General features: G+C 41.6%; 25 protein-coding genes, 1 tRNA gene and 2 pseudogenes. 8 read left to right on the forward strand and 20 right to left on the reverse strand.

The features are described 5' to 3' along the window. Positions 1 to 662: 662 nt before the first annotated feature. From HK413_RS17155 to HK413_RS06520, 4 genes are read right to left on the reverse strand one after another with little or no spacing between them, the layout of a single operon-like run. Entirely contained in the window at positions 663 to 1,076 is a 414-nt protein-coding gene (locus tag HK413_RS17155) for an enolase C-terminal domain-like protein (protein WP_317169352.1), read from the reverse strand. Beyond that, a complete protein-coding gene (locus HK413_RS17160) occupies positions 1,048 to 1,368 on the reverse strand; it encodes an enolase-like domain-containing protein (protein ID WP_246229962.1) in 321 nt (106 codons plus the stop codon). Before HK413_RS17160 ends, HK413_RS17155 begins: the two co-directional genes overlap by 29 nt. 55 nt (positions 1,369 to 1,423) lie before the next feature. Further along, on the reverse strand, positions 1,424 to 1,675 hold the full coding sequence (locus tag HK413_RS17165) for an enolase-like domain-containing protein (RefSeq protein WP_246229964.1): 252 nt from the start codon (positions 1,673 to 1,675) through the stop codon (positions 1,424 to 1,426). After that, positions 1,672 to 2,220: a hypothetical protein gene (locus HK413_RS06520; protein WP_175269583.1), complete on the reverse strand. Its 549-nt coding sequence runs from the start codon at positions 2,218 to 2,220 to the stop codon at positions 1,672 to 1,674. Before HK413_RS06520 ends, HK413_RS17165 begins: the two co-directional genes overlap by 4 nt. A 173-nt stretch (positions 2,221 to 2,393) precedes the next feature. On the opposite strand from HK413_RS06520, the gene HK413_RS06525 reads away from it, so the two are divergent. Continuing rightward, complete coding sequence (locus HK413_RS06525) at positions 2,394 to 3,383, forward strand: hypothetical protein (RefSeq protein ID WP_175269584.1); 990 nt, start codon at positions 2,394 to 2,396, stop codon at positions 3,381 to 3,383. Here the strand turns inward: HK413_RS06525 and HK413_RS06530 are convergent. The 7 genes from HK413_RS06530 to HK413_RS06545 all read right to left on the reverse strand — a co-directional run bounded on the left by HK413_RS06530 (position 3,327) and on the right by HK413_RS06545 (position 6,847). Further along, on the reverse strand, positions 3,327 to 3,800 hold the full coding sequence (locus HK413_RS06530; protein WP_317169353.1) for a rhomboid family intramembrane serine protease: 474 nt from the start codon (positions 3,798 to 3,800) through the stop codon (positions 3,327 to 3,329). The genes HK413_RS06525 and HK413_RS06530 overlap by 57 nt on opposite strands. 29 nt (positions 3,801 to 3,829) lie before the next feature. Beyond that, positions 3,830 to 3,982, reverse strand: a complete 153-nt coding sequence (locus tag HK413_RS20885; protein WP_317169354.1) for a hypothetical protein — start codon at positions 3,980 to 3,982, stop codon at positions 3,830 to 3,832. Then, positions 3,979 to 4,176, reverse strand: a complete 198-nt coding sequence (locus HK413_RS17170) for a hypothetical protein (protein ID WP_246229966.1) — start codon at positions 4,174 to 4,176, stop codon at positions 3,979 to 3,981. Before HK413_RS17170 ends, HK413_RS20885 begins: the two co-directional genes overlap by 4 nt. A 4-nt stretch (positions 4,177 to 4,180) precedes the next feature. After that, on the reverse strand, positions 4,181 to 5,101 hold the full coding sequence (locus HK413_RS17175; protein ID WP_246229968.1) for a M14 family metallopeptidase: 921 nt from the start codon (positions 5,099 to 5,101) through the stop codon (positions 4,181 to 4,183). 38 nt (positions 5,102 to 5,139) lie between these two features. Next, positions 5,140 to 5,718 (reverse strand): M14 family zinc carboxypeptidase, encoded by a 579-nt coding sequence (locus HK413_RS17180; RefSeq protein WP_246229970.1) that lies wholly within the window; start codon positions 5,716 to 5,718, stop codon positions 5,140 to 5,142. A 40-nt stretch (positions 5,719 to 5,758) separates the two neighbouring features. Continuing rightward, on the reverse strand, positions 5,759 to 6,118 hold the full coding sequence (locus HK413_RS06540; RefSeq protein ID WP_175269585.1) for an MmcQ/YjbR family DNA-binding protein: 360 nt from the start codon (positions 6,116 to 6,118) through the stop codon (positions 5,759 to 5,761). A 93-nt stretch (positions 6,119 to 6,211) separates the two neighbouring features. Continuing rightward, a complete protein-coding gene (locus HK413_RS06545; RefSeq protein ID WP_175269586.1) occupies positions 6,212 to 6,847 on the reverse strand; it encodes a hypothetical protein in 636 nt (211 codons plus the stop codon). A 145-nt stretch (positions 6,848 to 6,992) separates the two neighbouring features. Here HK413_RS06545 and pepT point away from each other — a divergent pair, with 145 nt between their 5' ends. Next, the gene (pepT, locus tag HK413_RS06550; protein WP_175269587.1) at positions 6,993 to 8,192 is read left to right on the forward strand and encodes a peptidase T; all 1,200 of its coding nucleotides are present in this window, start codon (positions 6,993 to 6,995) and stop codon (positions 8,190 to 8,192) included. A 54-nt stretch (positions 8,193 to 8,246) separates the two neighbouring features. On the opposite strand, the gene HK413_RS06555 is transcribed toward pepT, so the two are convergent. From HK413_RS06555 to HK413_RS06570, 4 genes and pseudogenes are all read right to left on the reverse strand, one after another. After that, positions 8,247 to 8,702, reverse strand: coding sequence for a peroxiredoxin family protein (locus tag HK413_RS06555; RefSeq protein ID WP_175269619.1), 456 nt, complete (start codon positions 8,700 to 8,702; stop codon positions 8,247 to 8,249). Then, positions 8,612 to 9,142: a hypothetical protein gene (locus HK413_RS06560; protein WP_175269588.1), complete on the reverse strand. Its 531-nt coding sequence runs from the start codon at positions 9,140 to 9,142 to the stop codon at positions 8,612 to 8,614. The genes HK413_RS06555 and HK413_RS06560 overlap by 91 nt, the downstream gene beginning before the upstream one ends. Beyond that, on the reverse strand, positions 9,112 to 9,441 hold the full coding sequence (locus tag HK413_RS06565) for a hypothetical protein (RefSeq protein ID WP_175269589.1): 330 nt from the start codon (positions 9,439 to 9,441) through the stop codon (positions 9,112 to 9,114). The genes HK413_RS06560 and HK413_RS06565 overlap by 31 nt, the downstream gene beginning before the upstream one ends. Positions 9,442 to 9,485: 44 nt before the next feature. Beyond that, positions 9,486 to 10,624: pseudogene (locus HK413_RS06570) on the reverse strand (acyl-CoA dehydrogenase family protein). 837 nt (positions 10,625 to 11,461) lie between these two features. On the opposite strand from HK413_RS06570, the gene HK413_RS06575 reads away from it, so the two are divergent. The 6 genes and pseudogenes from HK413_RS06575 (at position 11,462) to HK413_RS06595 (ending at position 15,431) form a co-directional block, all read left to right on the forward strand. After that, positions 11,462 to 11,535: transfer RNA gene (locus HK413_RS06575), tRNA-Asp, on the forward strand. Between the two features lie 261 nt (positions 11,536 to 11,796). Further along, positions 11,797 to 11,913, forward strand: a pseudogene (locus HK413_RS22050) (hypothetical protein); the annotation flags it as partial. Positions 11,914 to 11,927: 14 nt separating this feature from the next. Continuing rightward, a complete protein-coding gene (locus HK413_RS06580) occupies positions 11,928 to 12,587 on the forward strand; it encodes a phage integrase SAM-like domain-containing protein (RefSeq protein ID WP_175269590.1) in 660 nt (219 codons plus the stop codon). Positions 12,588 to 12,637: 50 nt separating this feature from the next. Further along, positions 12,638 to 13,045 carry a site-specific integrase gene (locus HK413_RS06585; RefSeq protein WP_394353140.1) on the forward strand — a complete coding sequence of 136 codons (408 nt, stop codon included), beginning with the start codon at positions 12,638 to 12,640 and terminating at the stop codon, positions 13,043 to 13,045. Then, entirely contained in the window at positions 13,042 to 14,049 is a 1,008-nt protein-coding gene (locus tag HK413_RS06590; RefSeq protein ID WP_175269591.1) for a PDDEXK nuclease domain-containing protein, read from the forward strand. Before HK413_RS06585 ends, HK413_RS06590 begins: the two co-directional genes overlap by 4 nt. A 365-nt stretch (positions 14,050 to 14,414) precedes the next feature. Continuing rightward, complete coding sequence (locus HK413_RS06595) at positions 14,415 to 15,431, forward strand: AAA family ATPase (RefSeq protein WP_175269592.1); 1,017 nt, start codon at positions 14,415 to 14,417, stop codon at positions 15,429 to 15,431. A gap of 20 nt (positions 15,432 to 15,451) precedes the next feature. On the opposite strand, the gene HK413_RS06600 is transcribed toward HK413_RS06595, so the two are convergent. From HK413_RS06600 to HK413_RS06620, 5 genes are read right to left on the reverse strand one after another with little or no spacing between them, the layout of a single operon-like run. Continuing rightward, positions 15,452 to 16,597, reverse strand: a complete 1,146-nt coding sequence (locus tag HK413_RS06600) for a S8 family serine peptidase (RefSeq protein ID WP_175269593.1) — start codon at positions 16,595 to 16,597, stop codon at positions 15,452 to 15,454. Further along, positions 16,528 to 17,628 carry a S8 family serine peptidase gene (locus tag HK413_RS19490; protein ID WP_175269594.1) on the reverse strand — a complete coding sequence of 367 codons (1,101 nt, stop codon included), beginning with the start codon at positions 17,626 to 17,628 and terminating at the stop codon, positions 16,528 to 16,530. The genes HK413_RS06600 and HK413_RS19490 overlap by 70 nt, the downstream gene beginning before the upstream one ends. Beyond that, on the reverse strand, positions 17,603 to 17,893 hold the full coding sequence (locus HK413_RS06610) for a hypothetical protein (RefSeq protein ID WP_175269595.1): 291 nt from the start codon (positions 17,891 to 17,893) through the stop codon (positions 17,603 to 17,605). The genes HK413_RS19490 and HK413_RS06610 overlap by 26 nt, the downstream gene beginning before the upstream one ends. Positions 17,894 to 17,945: 52 nt before the next feature. Continuing rightward, the gene (locus HK413_RS06615; protein ID WP_175269596.1) at positions 17,946 to 18,218 is read right to left on the reverse strand and encodes a hypothetical protein; all 273 of its coding nucleotides are present in this window, start codon (positions 18,216 to 18,218) and stop codon (positions 17,946 to 17,948) included. Further along, positions 18,218 to 19,093, reverse strand: a complete 876-nt coding sequence (locus HK413_RS06620) for a ComEC/Rec2 family competence protein (protein ID WP_175269597.1) — start codon at positions 19,091 to 19,093, stop codon at positions 18,218 to 18,220. The genes HK413_RS06615 and HK413_RS06620 overlap by 1 nt, the downstream gene beginning before the upstream one ends. Positions 19,094 to 19,095: the final 2 nt, after the last annotated feature.

The following is a 19,095-nucleotide window of genomic DNA, read 5'->3' on the forward strand; positions in this document are numbered from 1 at the left end:
AACATATATAAAACAAGTAATGACGCGCTGTTAAAAACCGAGGCTTTAAAAGACTAATATTTTTAAACTGGCAGTATCTTCGCAGGCCAACCTTTAACTGGTATAACCGGGTTAGGACGATGATACCATGTTTAATTTCAGAAATATTTATTGGCCTGCAACAAACGTCCATTATCTCCGACGAGTTTAAATTATGCTAAAGTTTTAAAAGGGATGCCGCTAATGAATAGCGGAATATGCAGGCCATACGCTTAAACTGCTTTTTTTAAGAAAACCGGTGGATTGAAGCTCATCCGCTTTGTTTAAGAAGGATCCTGGATAAAAGCCAAATGGGATAATCAACCCCTGGCGAACGATATTATGGCTAAAGGTTGCATTAGAAACGGCCATGAAAACAAAAATCGAAGCGGTACGAGTACAAAAACAAATTACCGATAAAAGAGTGCCATGTTGGGCGGTTTCACGAAATGGCAAGGTTGAAGTGAGCCTAACCATTGCTTCCGGAATTTAACGAGGCTACAAATAAAGACATTAATACAAATTAACCTGTTTTTACGCTATAATTAAAATGTTTTCTTGGGGAATTATTTAATGCGTGTAAATTGTTGAAAAGGTATATTTATGTACATAACCGATGTTGGGCGATTACGTTAAAAAAAACGCTACTGAATCCGAAGTCCTAAACCCGGCTCATCGCTTAAAATATATTTACCGGCGGCAAATGCTGGTGCTTGATATGGATTATTGGTAGTTAAAAACGGTCCGTCTATATCTGCCCAATCGCATAATGGGGCCAACGCCGCCGCGGCTAACGACGCGCAGCTGGTTTCGCTCATGCATCCGATCAATACTTTCAGGCCAAGCTGTTTTGCTTTTAAGATCATTTGGCGCCCCTCATACATCCCCGCCGACTTCATGAGCTTAACATTGATGCCATGGTATACTCCCGCCGCTTGCCCTACATCGGCCGGGCGTTGCACAGCTTCATCACCAATAATAGGGATAGGGCTATGTTGGGTAAGCCGGGCATTACTTTCAACATCAGTTTTAAGCATGGGTTGCTCTATTAAAACCACGCCCCGCTCCTGTAGCCAATGGCACATCTCCGGCTTTGATTACGATCCGTCCAACCCGGTTAGCGTCCACATAAATTGGCACTTGCGTTACCGAGCGGATAATGTTAATCAGCTCTTTATCCGTATCACGCCCCAACTTAACCTTTATCACTTTAAAGCCTTCGGCCTCTTTTACTTTTTTAAGGAAAACTTCGGGCGTATCCATACCGATGGTATAGCTGGTTACGGGCATCAGGGCCGGGTTGCTGCCTGCCAGTTGCCAGCAGGGTTTGTTTACCAATTTGCCTTCCAAGTCATGCAGGGCGATATCAATTGCCGCTTTAATGGCAGGATGGCCGGGTGCGATATTATCCAGGGTAATTAATTATCGCTTCAAAATCAAACGGAAATTTAAATTGGCTCACTTCAACCTTATTTAAAAAAGCCGCGGCGCTTTCGTGACTTTCGCCCATATAAGGCACCATAGATGCTTCGCCGTAGCCAATCTGCCCTTCATGCGCCAACTGTACCAGCATTATGGGCGTAGATGTGCGCGAAAATTTTGCAATGGTAAACGGGTGCTTTAATTCAAGTTCGAAAGGCTGCCGGGTTAGTTTCATAATATCGTCTCGCTCAGTGCGGTTAAGTATTTGCCCATTTGGCCGCGGTTATCCATTTTGCCTTCTATCCATTCTTTTGCCGGCGGTTGCCTGGGGATCCACCGGTTTTCTTTTACAAAAGCAGTAAGCGAATCCAACCCATCTTCCGAATATTCAAGGATAGCATAATCCCACTTGCTGTAAAACTCCAGCATCCATTTAAACTCGTCATCCAGTTTATTTGTTTGTACAAGGCCATTTAGTATTTCATAACCCTCAAACATGGTATCATCGTCTAACCCGGTTATACCGGTTAAAAGGTTGGCCTGCGAAAGATACTGCCAGTTTAAAAATATTAGTCTTTTTAAAGCCTCGGTTTTAACAGCCGCGTCATTACTTGTTTTATATATGTTAAGATATTCCTTATGGATACCCAAATAGTCGGTAAACATGGCTTGCGAGTTTGCATTTTCGACCGAAGGACCATCTGTATGCGCGTAATTAAACACTGAGTTTACCGATAGCTGCAGTTCATTATCCGAAAGTTCACGAAGCCGGTTAGTCATAAGCAAAACATAATCTCAAAGCTAAATTATTCTTTTTAAAATGATGGCTATCTTAGCGGCATAATTTTAGCCTCACCCCAACCCCTCGCTTTTGGAGAGGGCTTTAAATAAAACAATAGGCAAGTCCTCTCCTTTGGAAGGATTTAGATGAGCAGCAACTTTAATTTATACCCATGCCCGTAAAACCATATGCACCATTTGAAACAGCCAACTTTAGCAATAAGCTTTGCTTTTTAACCGGGCAAACGCTTAGCAGCGAAGACGAAAAGATCCAGGTTTTCCCGCAATGGTTAATGCGCCTATACGATCTGGAAGAAAAGCCGTTTAAGCTGCTTGACGAAAGCATGGCCACCTACAAGGATATTAAACTTCCCTGTTCGGCGGCGGTTAATGAAACCTTTATTGAGCCTTTAGAGGCAGAAATTTCGGCGGCATTTAATAGCGGCTACGAGGCCGTTAAAGCTTTGGACGAGTTGAAAATCTTTCAATGGGCGGGCAAATTATTATATGGAATTATTTTTAACGAGATCGAGGTTGGCATCCGCCAGCAATATGCGCAGGGCGAGGAATTTAATATATCAAAAGCCATCATCCATAAATTCAGCAACCTGCATTTAATGTTACAAAGCATTAACCTGCCGGTGTTTTTTGAAGATTTTAAGCCCTACAGTATTTTTTTGTTTAAAGTTGATAATAACGGGCAGGAGTTTGGCTATCGCGATGAGATAAACACGCTTACTTTTTCATTACGGATAAAAGATTTTGGACTGATTATTTGTTTCGAGGATAATGGGGCCAATTGCCGGTATCACCAGGAAACGCTGGATAAGATTGGTGACAACACACTGCACCCCATACAGTTTGAAGAATTTAGCGGGCGGGTATTTTACTCAAACTACCTGTTTAACCGCCTGCCCGAGTATAACCTGCTGCCTGTTGCCGAAGAACTATATATTGAAGCAATGCCGCTGCGCGGGATAAGCAGTAAGCCCCTGTTTGACAATTGGGTAAATAAAACCTATGGCCGGGTATTGGAAAGCTTCTGGAAAAACTGGGGCTTCCTGTTGTTAGAGATCATCAAGAACCCTGAAGAGCCCATGAGCTTTTTATTTGATGCCGATGGCAACTTTGTTAATGCAGCAGAGATCCGGCTCCCCCGCTAAGCTGGTGGATAAACTGGGGTAATACCTCAGGGTGTAAAATTGCGGTAATAAATACTCCGCATAAAGCGCCAAAAAAGTGAGCGTCATGGTTAACATTATCCCGCGCATGTTTGGATGCATAATGGCAATACACCGGTACAACACGCCAAATAATAATGCCGGGATAGGTATTGGCAATGGCATGATCATCATCTTGGTCATCGGTTCATAAACAATAAAGCTGAATATAACCGCGCTTACCGCGCCTGATGCGCCAAGGCTATGATACCAATAATCGTTTTTGTGTTTAGCTACTGATGGCAGATCGCTCAATACTAAACTCGCAATATACAGCACCCCAAATTGCCAATGGCCAATGCGGGTTTCCAGCATAAAGGCAAAGAAATAATATGACAACATGTTAAAAAACAAGTGCATCCAGTCTTTATGGATCAGCCCGCTTGTAATCAGCGTAAAAACATTTTTTTGCGATATACACTATAAGGATGCAGCATCCATTTGCCGTATAGCCCCTCGTTATTAAAAGCCAGTAAAGATGCGCCGATGGTTAGCGCAAATATGAATGATGCGACCGGCGCAAATTTTAAATATTCAATCATTTCAGGTCCAATTTGGTATTGGCCATAAGGCGCGCTACTGGGTAGCGAAGATAGGTTTTTTCGAAATACGGCGAGTTGCGGTAAACAAAATTTAACTGTGCCGAAGCGCTGGCCGCCAGAGTTGGGTCTTTTGCTTTTTCATCGTCCAGCTTTTTACGCAAAGCGGGATCTTTCTTTAACAGCGCCGCGGCCACATCCTCAAAAACATACGGCGAGTATCCTTCTTTTGATCCTAATATCGAATCGAAAAAGTTCCGGCAAAGTACGAGTCGACACTTTGTGGCTCCAAAGTTTCCACAATAAAACGGTTAAGCGCCGGTTGGTGTATACTACGTAATCACCCTCATAAAACTTAAGCTTTATATCTGTTGGCGTAAGTTTTACGCCGCTATGCAGGTAATGGCCCTCATAGGGGCGCTGTCCGGTCTTATAGTCGGCTATGTAATACATTTGCACAGCTATAGTTGTATCGTGCGCTAAGGGGCGCATGGCCACTTTATTTAGTTTGTACAGGTCTATGATCTTGCCCCAGGCTTGCGGGATGATATAGGCCACCGGTTTATCTACCGTTGATGTAGCCACGTAATTATCAAAATACTTTATGGTTTTGGTGAAAGGCTTACTTCGGTCGTAATACAAGCGGCTTAGCCCGCTTACTTCACTTGGTTTATAGCCGCCAAAATAACCTTTAAAAGTTAAACTATCATAATGCTTATAATCAACCGCCCAACCCATGGCAAATGTTTTTTGTCGCTTTACGTCCTCATCGGCTTTAGCTTTTACTTCACCTATTAATTTGGCATCGCGCTCGTTAATATCAACCGGGGCCTGCATAAAATCATAGGTGGCCCACACGCGCTTATCAAATTCTTTGAGCATATGGGTTTCGGTAATATAACTGATGATATTATGTTGCGAGGTATAGCCCGTAGCGAAACGCGGCGTTTCTAAAAAGCTTACAATGCCGTTATCCGGAGTGGTATCCTCGCTTTCTACATACGGGGTCATTTCAAAACCGCTTGCCTTCATCCGTTTATATAATTCGGGTGATAGGATTTTCGAGGTATAATCGGCCAGAATGCGGTTTTGTTTATCCTTTTGGGTTTCTATAAGCGTCATTACATATTGGTAATCGGCGCCATCGCTGGTATGATTATCTAAAAATATTTCAGGGTTCCGGTGTTAATAATGGTTTCTAAAGCAATTGTATTACGGCTGTCAACTTTAATAAAATCACGATTCAGGTCCAGGTTTCGCGAGTTCCCCCTGAAGCCATAAGCGCTTGGCCCGTTCTGGTTAATACGGCTCAGCCCCCGGTTTAAACTGCCATCAATATTATAAAGTGCGACAATACAGATGACCACATTTTTAGGCAGGGCATTCTTTTTAAGCAGGTCGCGGGCAAACATCATGCTGGCATCAATCCCTTCCGGCTCGCCGGGGTGAATGCCGTTATTAATTAATAATACCCGTTTGTTTTGCTTTTTGATGGCGGCAGGATCAAAAACCTTATCGCGCGACAGCACCACCAGCGTTAACGGCTTGCCAATATCTGTTGTACCGTAATTTATCAGCTTCATTTGCGGGTTGGTTTTAGCCAGCTTGGTATAATAGCTAATAACCCGGGCGTAGGTCGCAGTATAGTTTTTATCCTTACTTAATTCAAAGGGCGTTAGCTGTGCATGTGCGGCGCCAGCAAATAAACAGGCGGAGAGCACCGGGGCAAATATTTTCATTATGAGTTTTTAGCAGTTAATTCGACCTTTAAGGTACGCTTTATTCAGAAACGCCGATAATTTGAGCCTGAGTTTTTTTAGGAAGGCTTTTAAAGATCAGGTCGTAAGAGTGGTCTACCATCTCCAACAGTTGCTTATGGGCCAGTGTGCCGTTCATGAAAACGGTGTTCCACATGGCTTTATTCATATGATAGCCGGGCTGTACTTCGGTATAACGGTCGCGCAATTCAACTGCAAGTTCAGGGTCACACTTAACGTTAAACCTATCCCCCTGTTTTAAACCGGTTAACAGGAACATTTTGCCCCCCACCTTGAAAACCGGGGTGTCTGTATCAAACGGAAAACCTTCGGTAACACCGGGTTTTTTCAGGCAATAGTCGCGTAGCTCTTCTATGTTCAAGCTTAATTTATCTGTTTAGTATAAGGCACAGCTTCACCAAAATTGATTTTTATGCCCACAATAATCTGGCGATATTGGTCTTGCGCGTTATTTTTAAAACCTGTTGAAGAATCGGTATAGCCATCTAAGCCTTCGCCCCGAGGTTAAATTATGGATATAGCCTATATTAAGCCCAATAAATGGCTCGCCGTAAGTGTTATATATTTTGAACTCATATCCAAAGCGTATAGGCACAATTAAATTAGCACTGGAATTTTGCCCCGGAAAAGTATAGGTGCCAACAGGGTATCCGGTAGCTATCAGGTTAGTCCGTTGTATAAAGGCCATTTTATTATTAATCATCCCAAAACCGGTGCCTATATATAGGTCCTTAGCAAATTTCAAGAAGAAATTACCGTCATAATCCATTATCTCACCCAGTGCCAAATCACCATGTACAATAACTGCCATATAATGATTATCATATTGCCGCTTGGCAACGTCGGTAATTATACTTCCTCCCGAAATGCTGCCTGTCTGAATTTCAAGTCCAAGCGGTACATACGGGGTTAAATTATAATAACCGGTAATGTTGAAAGTTTTGCCTTGATTGCCCTGCTTTAAATCGGCATAAGGAAAATTAGTGCTACCAAAAAACCCAACGCCCCAATGCGAAAAGTTGTAGCTATCCCGGGCATTTGCAGAGAGCTTTAATAAACCCAAAATAAAAAATAAAGTAATCTTTTTCACAATCAAATATTATCAATCTTTACACATTAATTATATGGGGCTAAACTTGCTACAAATATTTAAAAAAAAATCACAATTATCAACATAAATATATGAAAATTAGGATATTAAATAATTTTACCGTTGCCGAAAATTTTTTCGTTATGTGTGTATTGATACGCAATCAAATCCCGAATCAACTACCTATCCCTCAACAGAGAAGCAAAAAGATCTGGGTAAAGTATTAGTTGATGAATTACAACATATGGGTGTTACCGATGCGCATTTAGATGAATTTGGTTATGTATATGCCACCATCCCTGCCAATACCGACAAACCGAACGTTCCGGTAATTTGTTTTTGCTCGCATATGGACACTTCGCCCGATTGTAGCGGCGAGGGTGTAAAACCTATTATCCATAAAAATTACCGGGGGCAGGATCTGGTGTTACCGGATGATCCGTCGCAAATATTGCGGATGAGCGAGCACCCCGACCTTAAAAACCAGATAGGTAATGATATAATAACCGCAAGCGGCACAACTTTATTAGGTGCCGATAACAAGGCCGGTGTTGCGGAGATAATGGACGCCTGTTACCAGCTAATAAATAACCCTGAAATTAAACATGGTATCATAAAAATATTGTTTACACCCGATGAAGAGATAGGCCGCGGTGTAGATAAGGTTGATATTAAAAAGCTGGGCGCCTACGCCGCGTATACCATTGATGGCGAAAGCGCCGGTAATATGGAGAACGAGACCTTTAGCGCAGATGGTGCCAAACTGATAATTAATGGTGTAAGCACTCATCCTGGTTTTGCAAAAGGCAAAATGGAAAGCGCCTTGAAAATAGCATCAATAATTGTAACGATGTTGCCTTATGAACTATCGCCCGAAAACACGGAAGGTATGGAAGGTTTTATACACCCGGTAGGGATACAGGGCCATGTTGAGGATGCAAGTATTGATTTTATAATCCGAGCTTTTGACGAGGAATACACGGTAAGATACGCGAATGAGTTGAGAAAGCTGGCTGACGAAGTTTTGGAAGATTTTCCGGGATCATCGTACGAGTTACAGGTAAAAGAGCAATATCGAAACATGAAAGTGGTGCTTGACCAACATCCCGAAATTGTTGAATATGGCATGGAAGCGATTAAACGAGCCGGACTGGACGCGAAGCTATGCAGCATCCGTGGTGGTACAGATGGTTCGCGCTTATCATTTATGGGCCTGCCATGCCCAAACATTTTCGCCGGCGAACACGCGTTTCATGGCAAGCAGGAGTGGGTGTCAGTACAAGACATGCAAAAAGCTGTTGAAACCATTTTGCATTTATGCACGGTTTGGGAGGAAAGGGCGTAAATCTTATTTCAGGTTATTGCACCTGTTAACTTCGCTCGTCGAGCATGTGGAGTGTTAGCCTTTCAAACTCGGTAATAAAATCGGTATAATGTTCGCCGGTGCGGGGCCGGTAAAGCCGGTATGTATTTTACGTACATCACCTTTTTTATCAACGATAATGGTGGTGGGGAAACCCAGTATATCCTTCATCATTGGTAAACTTTTAGCCGGATCGCCTTTGGCTGGTGTATAGCCGGTTAGCAATATCGGGTAAGGTATGCTAAAGCGATTTATTAATTGTTTAACGGTGCGTTGTGATTTAGCGGGATCGGTAGTGCGCTCATAAGCCAAACCAATAACCTCCACACCTTTTGAATGGAACTTTCTATAGTAATCCACCATATAAGCTGTCTCATCCATACAGTTAGGGCACCACGAGCCTAAGATCTGTACAATAACCACTTTGTTTTTATAACGGGTGTCGCTAAGCGATACCTTTTTACCATTAACATCTTTAAATGTGAAAGCCAGTTTTTATAGCCCGGTTTAAGGGATGTTAATGAATAAGCATCGGGCAGTTTGGCATTGGGGTTTTTAGTACCGCTCCAATCGTCAATGCTGCTTAGGTTAGCATAAAATTTACCGTTAACTAACCTGTTACCGGCAATTTTAGCGGTAAATAAGTAATCGTGCCCACCGTCAAAGCATGACAGGTATACATCATTGCCGGTAACAACACCTTCTAAATACCGATAATCACCAGTGGTTGACAAGAAGGTGCCCGTCAATTTTGAGCCAACCTGTTTAAACTCGCCAACGGTCATATCCTGTTTTGGCGCTTTACCAAAAGGCACGCTATAACGGCCTGTAATATTTGCTGCAGGTTTTTGAGGAGTTTTAAACCGCCATGGCGTATTTGGTGTGGCCATAAAATCCATGGTTACATATTTGGTGCCCGGGTTTTGGTCCATTTGCCAACCGGGTTACCAGCTACGCGCTTAACCCTAAATTCTGAATCGAACAGCGGCATGCGGATAAACACCGAATCGCCTTTATATTTTATATCGGTTACCTTAATGCGCTCTGCCCCATTCACTACTGTGAGTATGGTGCGGCCCGATATCGTCATCGTCTCAAAGTTAAATGGAATCTCGACACCCTTGTCGGTTTTGGTAACACCTCGCCATATTCCTGGCTTAAGTGTAGTTTGCGCAAACGAATTATAAGTAATCGTTAGGGCCAAAAAGGCTAATGCCGACCGGATTTTCATAGCTGATAGATTGTTATTATCAAACATAATTAAAATCAGCCTATTTATTTCAGCACGTCGCGGGATATGACAATGCGTTGAATTTCTGAAGTGCCTTCATAGATCTGGGTTATTTTGGCATCGCGCATTAAGCGCTCAACATGGTACTCTTTTACAAAGCCATAACCGCCATGTATTTGTACCGCTTCGATAGTGGTTTTCATGGCCGTTTCTGATGCAAAAACTTTAGCCATAGCGCTTGCTTTGCCGTAGGGCTGATTATTGTCTTTAAGCCGGGCGGCCTTTAAACAAAGTAGGCGTGCTGCTTCAATCGCGGTAGCCATATCGGCCAGTTTAAATTGTATGGCCTGCAAATCCGCTATTGATTTGCCGAATGCCTTTCGCTCTTTAGCATAATTTAAAGCCAGCTCATAAGCGCCCGATGCTATGCCCAGCGCTTGAGCTGCAATACCAATTCGTCCGCCTTCTAAAGTGGTCATGGCAAACTTAAATCCAAAGCCTTCTTCGCCTATACGGTTTTCTTTAGGCACCTTAACATCTGTAAAATGCAGTGAATGGGTATCTGATCCGCGGATGCCCATTTTGTTTTCTTTAGCGCCTATGGTAAACCCTTCCATGCCTTTTTCAACAATCAGGGCATTAATACCGTTATGGCGTTTGGATGCATCGGTTTGCGCCATAACGAGGTAGGTAGACGCCGAGTTACCGTTGGTTATCCAGTTTTTTACACCATTTAACAGATAATAATCGCCCATATCAATAGCAGTAGTATGTTGTGCTGTAGCGTCTGATCCCGCTTCTGGCTCTGATAAACAGAATGCACCTATTACTTCACCTTTGGCTAACGGAACCCGGTATTTTTGCTTCTGGGCCTCATTAGCATATTTTTCAAGGCCGTAACATACCAATGAATTGTTAACGGATACTACTACCGATGCAGAGGCATCTATCTTAGATAACTCTTCCATCACCAGTACATACGATATGGCATCCATGCCACTGCCGCCGTAATGCGGCGATACCATCATTCCTAAAAGCCCAGCTCGCCCATCATTTTAACCTGCTCTGCCGGGAATTTCTGATGCTCGTCGCGTTCTATTACGCCAGGCTTTAATTCGGTCTGCGCAAAATCGCGCGCGGCCTGGCGTATCATTAATTGTTCTTCAGTAAACTCGAAATACATATAATAGAAGTTATACTGGTAAATATAGAAGTATTATGCATGCATAGCAAAAAATTGGGCCAAAAAAAAGAGAGCTCTTTTGAAGCTCCCTTTCCCCTAATTAATTTAAACTATTGATTAAACCCAAAACAAAGAACAAATAACCTCAGCTTGGGTGTCTGAGAATTCAACATTTATACGCAGGCTCCTTTATAAAGGTTTCATAGGTATATGCAGGGCCTTCTGACATGTTATACAACAAATGTATTGCCATAAATCAATATCGGCAACGACTTATTCGTCAGAATTTAAAAATAACTTTTTGCTAATTTTATACTATTTTAGCCTTATATAAGTTAAGTTTCATTTGTTTAAATATTCACCTGTAATGGCGCCATATTATGCTTTTAACTGATTTTGAATACCTTGACAACTCTGATAATGCTTTTAAACGCAAAATTTCGCTTCAAATTAAGCGACTGCGAAGGCAAAACCGGGTGACGCAGGAGAAGTTTTACTCGGACACTAATATTAATATAGCCCGTTTAGAATCAGGGAAAATTGACATTCGGATTGAAACTTTGCGTAAGGTTTGCTACTACTTTGACGTCTCTTTATCCGGATTTTTCAGAGGAATCTATTAAACTATAAATCACAATTGTAGTTTTTAGTGCGATATTCTGTTATAATGGACAGCGGCTGTATTGTTTTAAGCACAATTCATTGCTGAATAGAAAATATATCCGGGGGACAAAAGGGGGACTTAAACAGTTAATGTGCTCATTATTTGAGTTTTATCATTTTTTGAAAAAACATCTTGTGTAATAAAAAGCGAAGCGTATATTTGCAATCCCAAACGGAGTGGTAGTTCAGCTGGTTAGAATACATGCCTGTCACGCATGGGGTCGCGGGTTCGAGTCCCGTCCATTCCGCTAAAAAGGTATCAAAACCGTTTATAACCGCTTAAATCAATGATTTAAGCGGTTTTTTTATGTCAATCCCGCTCATTTCATACCACCATTTATGACTCATTCGGTGACCTATTCGGTGACCTGTTTGATTTAGCTAATTTAGGTCACCGAATTAGCTTGTAATGAGTTGATTTTAAAGTACTTGTATTGATTTTTTGAGCTTAAAACAGCTCATCCGAACTCAAAATTAATGCGATTAAGTAACTTAAAAATTAATGTGTTATGAAAACAACCCAAAGGTTCTCAGTTCTTATCTGGGCTGACAAACGAAAAACAGATGCAGCAGGAATGATCCCGCTCTATGCTAGGATCACTTATTTAGGAAAACGGGCGGAGATCTCGCTTAAAGAAGAGTGCATCCCACTAAGTGGGATGCTCAAACCGGCTTTCTCAAAGGAACAAGCCCTGAAGCCAGGCGGATCAATGCTGACATTAACGATACGCTGGATGAGATCGACAAAGCTTTTAAATTTTTGAAGCGTACTGACGAATTCATTACCGCTGAAAAAATCAAATTGCAGTACTCAGGTGAAGAGCCGGAAAGAAAAATGCTGCTGGAGGTTTTCGATCAGCATAATGCGGACCTTGCAAAACTGGTAGGGAAAGACTTTGTAAAAGCAACGCTGACAAAGTACAATACAGTCAGAAGCCGTGTTTCAGGATTTCTAAAACATAGATTTCAAAAAGATGATGTGTATCTCGACCAGATAGACTTTGCCTTTGTCTCAGGCTTTGAAATGTATCTGAAGACAGAATGCGAAATTGAGCATAACACTGCCATGCGCTACATCAAAAACCTGAAAAAGATCATTAACCCGGCAGTAAATAACAAATGGTTAATTCACAATCCGTTTAATGCCTTCAAGTGTACTTACCGGAAAGTTAACCGGGATGTCCTCGAATGGGAGGAAGTTGAATTATTGGCCTCGCATGAATTTAAAGTGAAGCGGCTCGACGAGGTTAGGGATACCTTTCTTTTTGCTGCTTTACAGGATATGCTTTTGTCGATGTAGAAAAATTAACACCGCAAAATATAGTAAGTGGCAAGGACAAAGTCCTATGGATCAAGACTACCCGCACAAAGACTGAGATCGAAGCGAATGTGCCTCTTATTCCGCAGGCAATTGAGATCCTAAATAAGTATGAAGGTCACCTCTGTCGTGATGTAGAGAACAAACTATTGCCAGTTAAAAGCAACCAAAAGATGAATGCTTATCTAAAAGAAATTGCAGACCTCGCTGGCATTGACAAAAACCTGACGACACACATTGCAAGACACACTTTTGCAACAACTGTAACACTGGATAACGATGTGCCGCTGGAGTCCGTCAGTAAAATGCTAGGGCATACCAAACTTACCACAACGCAGATATATGCCAGAACTAAAGACAGGAAGGTAAACCGTGATATGACCGCGTTAAAGGAACGACTCAAAGAACAAAAAACCATAGCCGAAGGAGAATTGGTATGAACTTAAATGAATCAATTATAACTGATATTCGATCGATAATTAATAATTCAAGGGATCAAGCCGTCCGCGCTGTTGATCAAGAAAGGGTGTTGATGTATTGGCAGATTGGAAAAAGAATTTTTGAAGAGGAACAAGGTGGTGAAGAACGAGCGGAATATGGCTCCCAGCTTCTGAAATTCCTATCAGAAAAGCTGCAGCCACAATTTGGTACAGGTTTTTCAGCCAGAAACCCGGCTTGGTTCAGGCAATTTTATAAGAGCTTCCCAATTGTGTCCGCACTGCGGACACAATTGAGTTGGTCTCATTACAAGTCTCTACTAAGTCTAAACAGCGACGATAAAGTATCGTTTTACAGAGAAGAAACGATTAAAAACAATTGGACGGCAAGGCAGATGGACAGGCAAATTAGCAGTAATCTTTATGAACGACTATTGCTCAGCACGGATAAAGAAAGTGTTTTGTCAGTTGCAAGAAATGAAAAGCAACCAGAGAATGCCAAAGAGTTAATTAAAGACCCGATGGTGCTTGAGTTTTTGGGTCTTAAACCGGATGCTGCTTATTACGAAAAAGATTTAGAGAACGCTTTGATCACACACCTCCGGGAGTTTATGCTGGAATTAGGAAATGGTTTTTCGTTTGTTGCCCGGCAAAAACGCATTCATTTAGATGGCGATGACTTTCTTGTTGATCTGGTGTTTTATAACCGCCTATTACAATGTTTTGTTATCGTTGAATTAAAAACTCATAAGATTACCCATCAGGATATTGGACAATTGCAAATGTACGTCAATTACTATGATCGTATCGAGCGGCTGCAGCACGAAACACCAACTATTGGCATCCTGTTATGTCTGGAGAAGAATGATACTGTCGTCAAATTTACACTGCCGGAAAATAGCAACATCATTGCCTCGAAATATCAGCTTTACCTCCCTACGGCGGAACAGTTAAGCCGGGAAATACAAAATGAGGTTGAGAAACAAAAAGACCTAGGCAAAAAATAATCCGTAATTCAAATGGTCTAATAATAGATTGCGAACGCACTGCGTTCACAGTCTATTATTAAGTTATATTAACTTATAATTCTATGGTGCAATGTAGCAGTTTGCGGTTTGTTGATACAGGCCGTTTGTTCGGATTAAACGCTACGTCATATAAATTGTCCAATCATGATCATTTAATATTTTCTAAAATATACCACGGCAATCATCGTTAAGTGTAGTCGGAACCTTTGTAAGGGATAAGACGTAAACAACATTAAAAAAATTACAAACGATTTAGTACTTTTGCGGTTTTTTACTATTAACTTTATCAGGTAGCATAACGGGCATTTTGCACTTATCCTAACCTATACTATAGCACTTAGAATATGTCCCAGTTCAATTACATCAAAGATATCGCAAGATACGGTCTTGAAAATGACCAGAGTAAACTGGTGGACTCACTAAATGAGTTGATAGAATACTCCAAAAACACCAAGAAGCTAACCTTTGCTTTACAGCTGCAATCCATTTTAAAAGATACTGTCAATAAACAGCCACGTACCTTAACCCGTGTTGGTGGGCAGGACTATTATACCAAAATGGATGAGCGCGAAGTCGGTGAGCTGATTTTCGAAAAGCTGACCTCTTCATATTCCTTTGAAAACCTGATTTGTTCAGAAGATGTCAAGGAATCACTCCATTTTTTTATGAGAGAGCACAATTCGGCAGATATGCTGTTGAATTATGATCTGCCCGTATCTAATAAGATTCTTTTTCATGGCCCATCCGGCTGCGGAAAAACACTGGCCTCTTATGTCCTTGCTGGGGAGTTAGCCAAACCAATGGTGGTTGTTAATTTGGGAGCTATCGTATCTTCCAAATTAGGCGAGACCAGTAAAAACCTGGCTAAAGTGTTCCGCAAGGCAACAGCTGAAGATAGCATTATTTTTATCGATGAGTTCGACTCGTTGGGTAAAGTGCGTGACTACAGCCAAGATCATGGTGAAATGAAACGCGTGGTTAACACGATACTACAGTTATTTGATTATCTGCCCAGCAAAAGTATTGTTATCGCGGCCACCAATCAATCAGATATGTTGGATGATGCTTTATTAAGACGTTTTGACCTGAATATTCAATTCGATCTCCCGGATGAAAAAAGGATACTGGATCTGATCGAACTGACTTTGAAAAATGGAAAATTCAGTTTTGATGACAAAGATAAATTGCCGACAATTGTCAAGACAGCAAAAGGACTTTCTTATTACAGTGTACAAAAAACGCTGCAAACAGCGATTAAGCGCAGCATCTTTGAAAATTTCAGTGCAGACATCACCAACCTGCATGCGGTCATTTCAACTGATGTGTGGCAGCAACTATTAAAAGAAGAAAAAAGGCCTTAAAAAAGCCTGAACCTAAAGTTTTAAACCGTTAGGTCGTTTTCTCCTTCGGCTTCCGCAATATTTTCTATCTTGTTAATTTCCAGCATAGCTGCATATAGTTGATTCCCTGCGCGTGCATCTGGGATCTCCGTGATAGCAACCACTACAGAAACTTCATGCAGGGTGTCCTCCAGTTGTTTGCGGTGGCTCTCTCCAATGTTTTTCTTGGCGGTACAACGTATGGCAAGGCAAACTTTATTATCTAGATCTTCCATATCACTAGCCTGCAGGTTAAAAGATAGTTGTTGTGCATTAGAGAATAACCGGTTCTCTACACCGAAAAAGTCTTCAGTCCAGCTGATGCTGCTTTTGATCCGGTATTCTTTTGCATCTCCACCTGCTATAATTCCAACATCACAACATTTAAAAATGCCGCATGATATATGCAACGGTAAATAATTTAAATGGTTATGCTGAACGGGAAGAAAACTATAACAAAGCGTCACATCAAACTTTAATTTATTTCCAGATTTAGCAAAATAAGGTGGAATATTAATCGGGACGGCTATAACCTCATCTAAATCGATATCTTGTTCGACCACAAAAGTGATCGAATTATCTGAGCTGAAGAATAGACCCTCCCGAGCCGGTCTGCCGAATCCGGTCAATTTTCTGACCAGGTCAAATTCAAATGGCGCGAAATGCGGCGGATGGTTTCCCCATAGTTTTTTACCGTTATTTAGCAGGAGCGCTTTAATGGTTTGCGTACGAAGCGTCGGGTATAAGGCTAATAATTCAGCAGCCAATGATGCAGCGAGCGGTGTGGCTAAACTTGTTCCACAAGCACGACCATAGAATTGCTGGCCATCGGCTATGGGGCTACGCAACACTTCCATTCCTGCTTCATATTCATGGAGGTCGCCGCCTTCCATTACGATGTCTGGTTTGTTCAGGTGTTTATTGGTTTGATTTCTTTTGATCGTCGTTCCATTTATTTTTTGCTCATAATCGAAATGAAACTTCCGAGTATAATAGGCAGGGTATTCTTTTGCCGGGGTAATATCTGTCTGGTCTCCTGGCTCTAAGTTTCCAGCCAAGGCTCCAACGGAAATGTTGTTCAAGGAATCGGCAGGCTCGTGAATATTGGTAGTCTGGCAATCGTGGATAGCGCTGCCTTCGCCGGGCAATAAAAGATTGTAGGATATCGATGGGAATCATGTCGCTCGAATATGGTCAGTTCCGCGATCCTGTCAGCATCAATATTGCCGACAGAAAGGAAGATGAGGAGATCTTCTTCATAAGCAAGCTTATCAAGCTCATAAGCAAAATAGCTGTAATTCTCGTTGTACTTTTTAATAGAAGGGATATTAAGCGACATACTGAAGATGCGGATGCCATGTTCTCGTCGGGCATGTCTGATGTCCGCAAGGAGATTGGTGATCTTGATCTCGTCGTTATTGTTATGAATAGCTTTGATCACCGCGACTCTGGCTTTTGCTTCGTAGTTTTCTCGTACCTCCCGGATAAATTCTTCCCCCAGAATGATCAGGCCTGCCACCATGGTGCCATGACCGGATTCATCCCAATATGCTCCAAAGCCTGTATGGTCATAATTGATAGCTGAGATCAGCTCCTTGATCGGCTCAAGGCGGTTTACGCCGGTATCAATAAGCCCTACTGTTTCGAGGTTAGGTGGTTCCGTTACAGTAAACCCAAATTCACGACGCAAGTCTCCATATTCGCCCGGACGGACCTTGATAGCTCTTGCACTTGTCACTGCGCGTACAATGTCGAAATTTTGGGCCAATTCATTTATTGTATCTATATCGGCCTCGCCTAGTTCTAACAACGCAGGATAACTTTCATTATAGATAATTTCTACCTGACGCTTTTCCAAAAAATTGAATAACTCATTTTTTTGACCATTGAAGGCACGTAGTGAAGAGTTAATTAATGAAATAATCGCACCACGTTCAGGTATTTCCGCTAAACGATTATTTGTGCTGATAAAATCGAAATCATGGATCAGTGCGACCAATGCAAAGGCGGCACCTTCATAACTGCTGTTTTTTTCGGCTGAACAAAAGGCATCGACATGTGCCACCAAAGTGTCGAATTTCCGTTCATCAACAATCTCAAACAGTACCGACTTATTAAATTTATCATATTCGATACCTAAGATCCCGTACCTGTTATAAAATTTTTTTTTGTAGATCAAGTTGAAAGGTTGCGTAAAAATGTATCCTGATCAAATCGATATTTGCCGGCAGCTTGATGGTGCGTTCCTCATTCCGCTTGTTACGCTCGGTCGAAAAGTTATCATTGGATGATCGCAAGCGGCGCTGATGAAAAAGCCTGATGGATTTGGGCGCTTCATTATCGTCGTCCTTCTCAACAATCTGTTTTTTAAAACCCCGCGTCTTTTTAAATCCACTGTTCTCAGTAGGGTCATTTGCAAGGTGGACGATCTTATTCAAAGCCATTTATTATGGGTTAGGTTATTTACAAATCTATTAAATATAGATGATTAGTTTATTAATGGGTTTTATCAGTGTTGTTAGTAAGCATTGTCGGGATCAAAGAAAGTTTGATGCCTTCATTTAACTTACCATACTCGGTCTTATATATATAGGCATCGCGGAGTTCATCATCATCCCAGCGCGTATTTTTTATATGACGGTAATTAAAATAGAAAGTAAGCGGCCGCTGATTAAATTTTAGAAATTTGGCTATGGTATCTTCATTGGGGAAACCATAATATTTTCCATCTGATGAGATCAATAATTTTGGCGCGCTCAATTTTTGCATCAAAGTGTAGAGTGTACTTTTACGACTACCATGATGTGCAACTTTCCAGGCGTCCAATTGTAATTGCTCTTTTTTATTTTACGATTATCCAGCAAGGACTGTATAACGCCGAGCATAGCATCATTGGGCTTGTCTCCAGCAAAAAGACAGGACCTGCCAGCATATACCCCAATAAAGGCAATAGAAGTGCGGTTTTCGAGGCTATTGTCGTTAGTAGCTTCATAAGCCTGCAACTCTGCGATAGAGTCTACGCCTAACAAAGCGCGGTCAGTATATCGGGGATTTGATTCTAGTGATTTCAACCATGCATCTATATCGGCAATGTTTGTCGATTCCTTTTCCCAATTTTTAGCAAATTCAGCCAATGTTGTTTCATCAGGTCCAAGTAATAAAATCTTAAAACCGCCTGCTAACTTTATACAGATCGGGGAAGCGCTGTCTTTAATCGCAATAGCTTTGCCTTCAAAATGAGTTTTATTGTGTTCAACATGCTTATGCTCAATCAAGGAGCTTAAATATTCACCTTGTTTATAACCCAGAAGATGACCGTCGTCCTCTTTAAAAATCTTTATTTGACCGTAACCATTGAACCAGATCTCCTTGATCGTAAAGGGCAATTTTCCTTGGTGTAGCATTCTTATGATACCATCGATATGGTCAGCATCGATATGGGTAACGATAAGTAATTCTATCTCTTTTAATTGTGGAGCATGTAACTTTATCGAATCTCCGATATCCTTTAATGCGTAATAAGGCCCACCATCGATCAAAATATATTTAAGATCGTCGGCTAAACCATAATTGATCAGTATACTGTCACCGTAGCTGGCAGGCAACAGGGTAATATCATAGACGGGTTTAATCGTTTTTTTCATTA

It is taken from the genome of Mucilaginibacter humi (assembly GCF_013087555.1).

What these genes read in the sequence shown, in the direction of transcription:
- HK413_RS17180 (WP_246229970.1), bottom strand. Translation starts at nt 5,718, where the DNA reads ATGAAAATATTTGCCCCGGTGCTCTCCGCCTGTTTATTTGCTGGCGCC.
- HK413_RS06615 (WP_175269596.1), bottom strand. Translation starts at nt 18,218, where the DNA reads ATGCAAAAATTGAGCGCGCCAAAATTATTGATCTCATCAGATGGAAAA.
- HK413_RS06525 (WP_175269584.1), top strand. Translation starts at nt 2,394, where the DNA reads ATGCCCGTAAAACCATATGCACCATTTGAAACAGCCAACTTTAGCAAT.
- HK413_RS17165 (WP_246229964.1), bottom strand. Translation starts at nt 1,675, where the DNA reads ATGAAACTAACCCGGCAGCCTTTCGAACTTGAATTAAAGCACCCGTTT.
- HK413_RS06565 (WP_175269589.1), bottom strand. Translation starts at nt 9,441, where the DNA reads ATGAAAATCCGGTCGGCATTAGCCTTTTTGGCCCTAACGATTACTTAT.
- HK413_RS06610 (WP_175269595.1), bottom strand. Translation starts at nt 17,893, where the DNA reads ATGGCTTTGAATAAGATCGTCCACCTTGCAAATGACCCTACTGAGAAC.
- HK413_RS17175 (WP_246229968.1), bottom strand. Translation starts at nt 5,101, where the DNA reads ATGACGCTTATAGAAACCCAAAAGGATAAACAAAACCGCATTCTGGCC.
- HK413_RS20885 (WP_317169354.1), bottom strand. Translation starts at nt 3,982, where the DNA reads ATGATTGAATATTTAAAATTTGCGCCGGTCGCATCATTCATATTTGCG.
- HK413_RS06620 (WP_175269597.1), bottom strand. Translation starts at nt 19,093, where the DNA reads ATGAAAAAAACGATTAAACCCGTCTATGATATTACCCTGTTGCCTGCC.
- HK413_RS06520 (WP_175269583.1), bottom strand. Translation starts at nt 2,220, where the DNA reads ATGACTAACCGGCTTCGTGAACTTTCGGATAATGAACTGCAGCTATCG.
- HK413_RS06590 (WP_175269591.1), top strand. Translation starts at nt 13,042, where the DNA reads ATGAACTTAAATGAATCAATTATAACTGATATTCGATCGATAATTAAT.
- HK413_RS06595 (WP_175269592.1), top strand. Translation starts at nt 14,415, where the DNA reads ATGTCCCAGTTCAATTACATCAAAGATATCGCAAGATACGGTCTTGAA.
- HK413_RS06560 (WP_175269588.1), bottom strand. Translation starts at nt 9,142, where the DNA reads ATGGACCAAAACCCGGGCACCAAATATGTAACCATGGATTTTATGGCC.
- HK413_RS06530 (WP_317169353.1), bottom strand. Translation starts at nt 3,800, where the DNA reads ATGCACTTGTTTTTTAACATGTTGTCATATTATTTCTTTGCCTTTATG.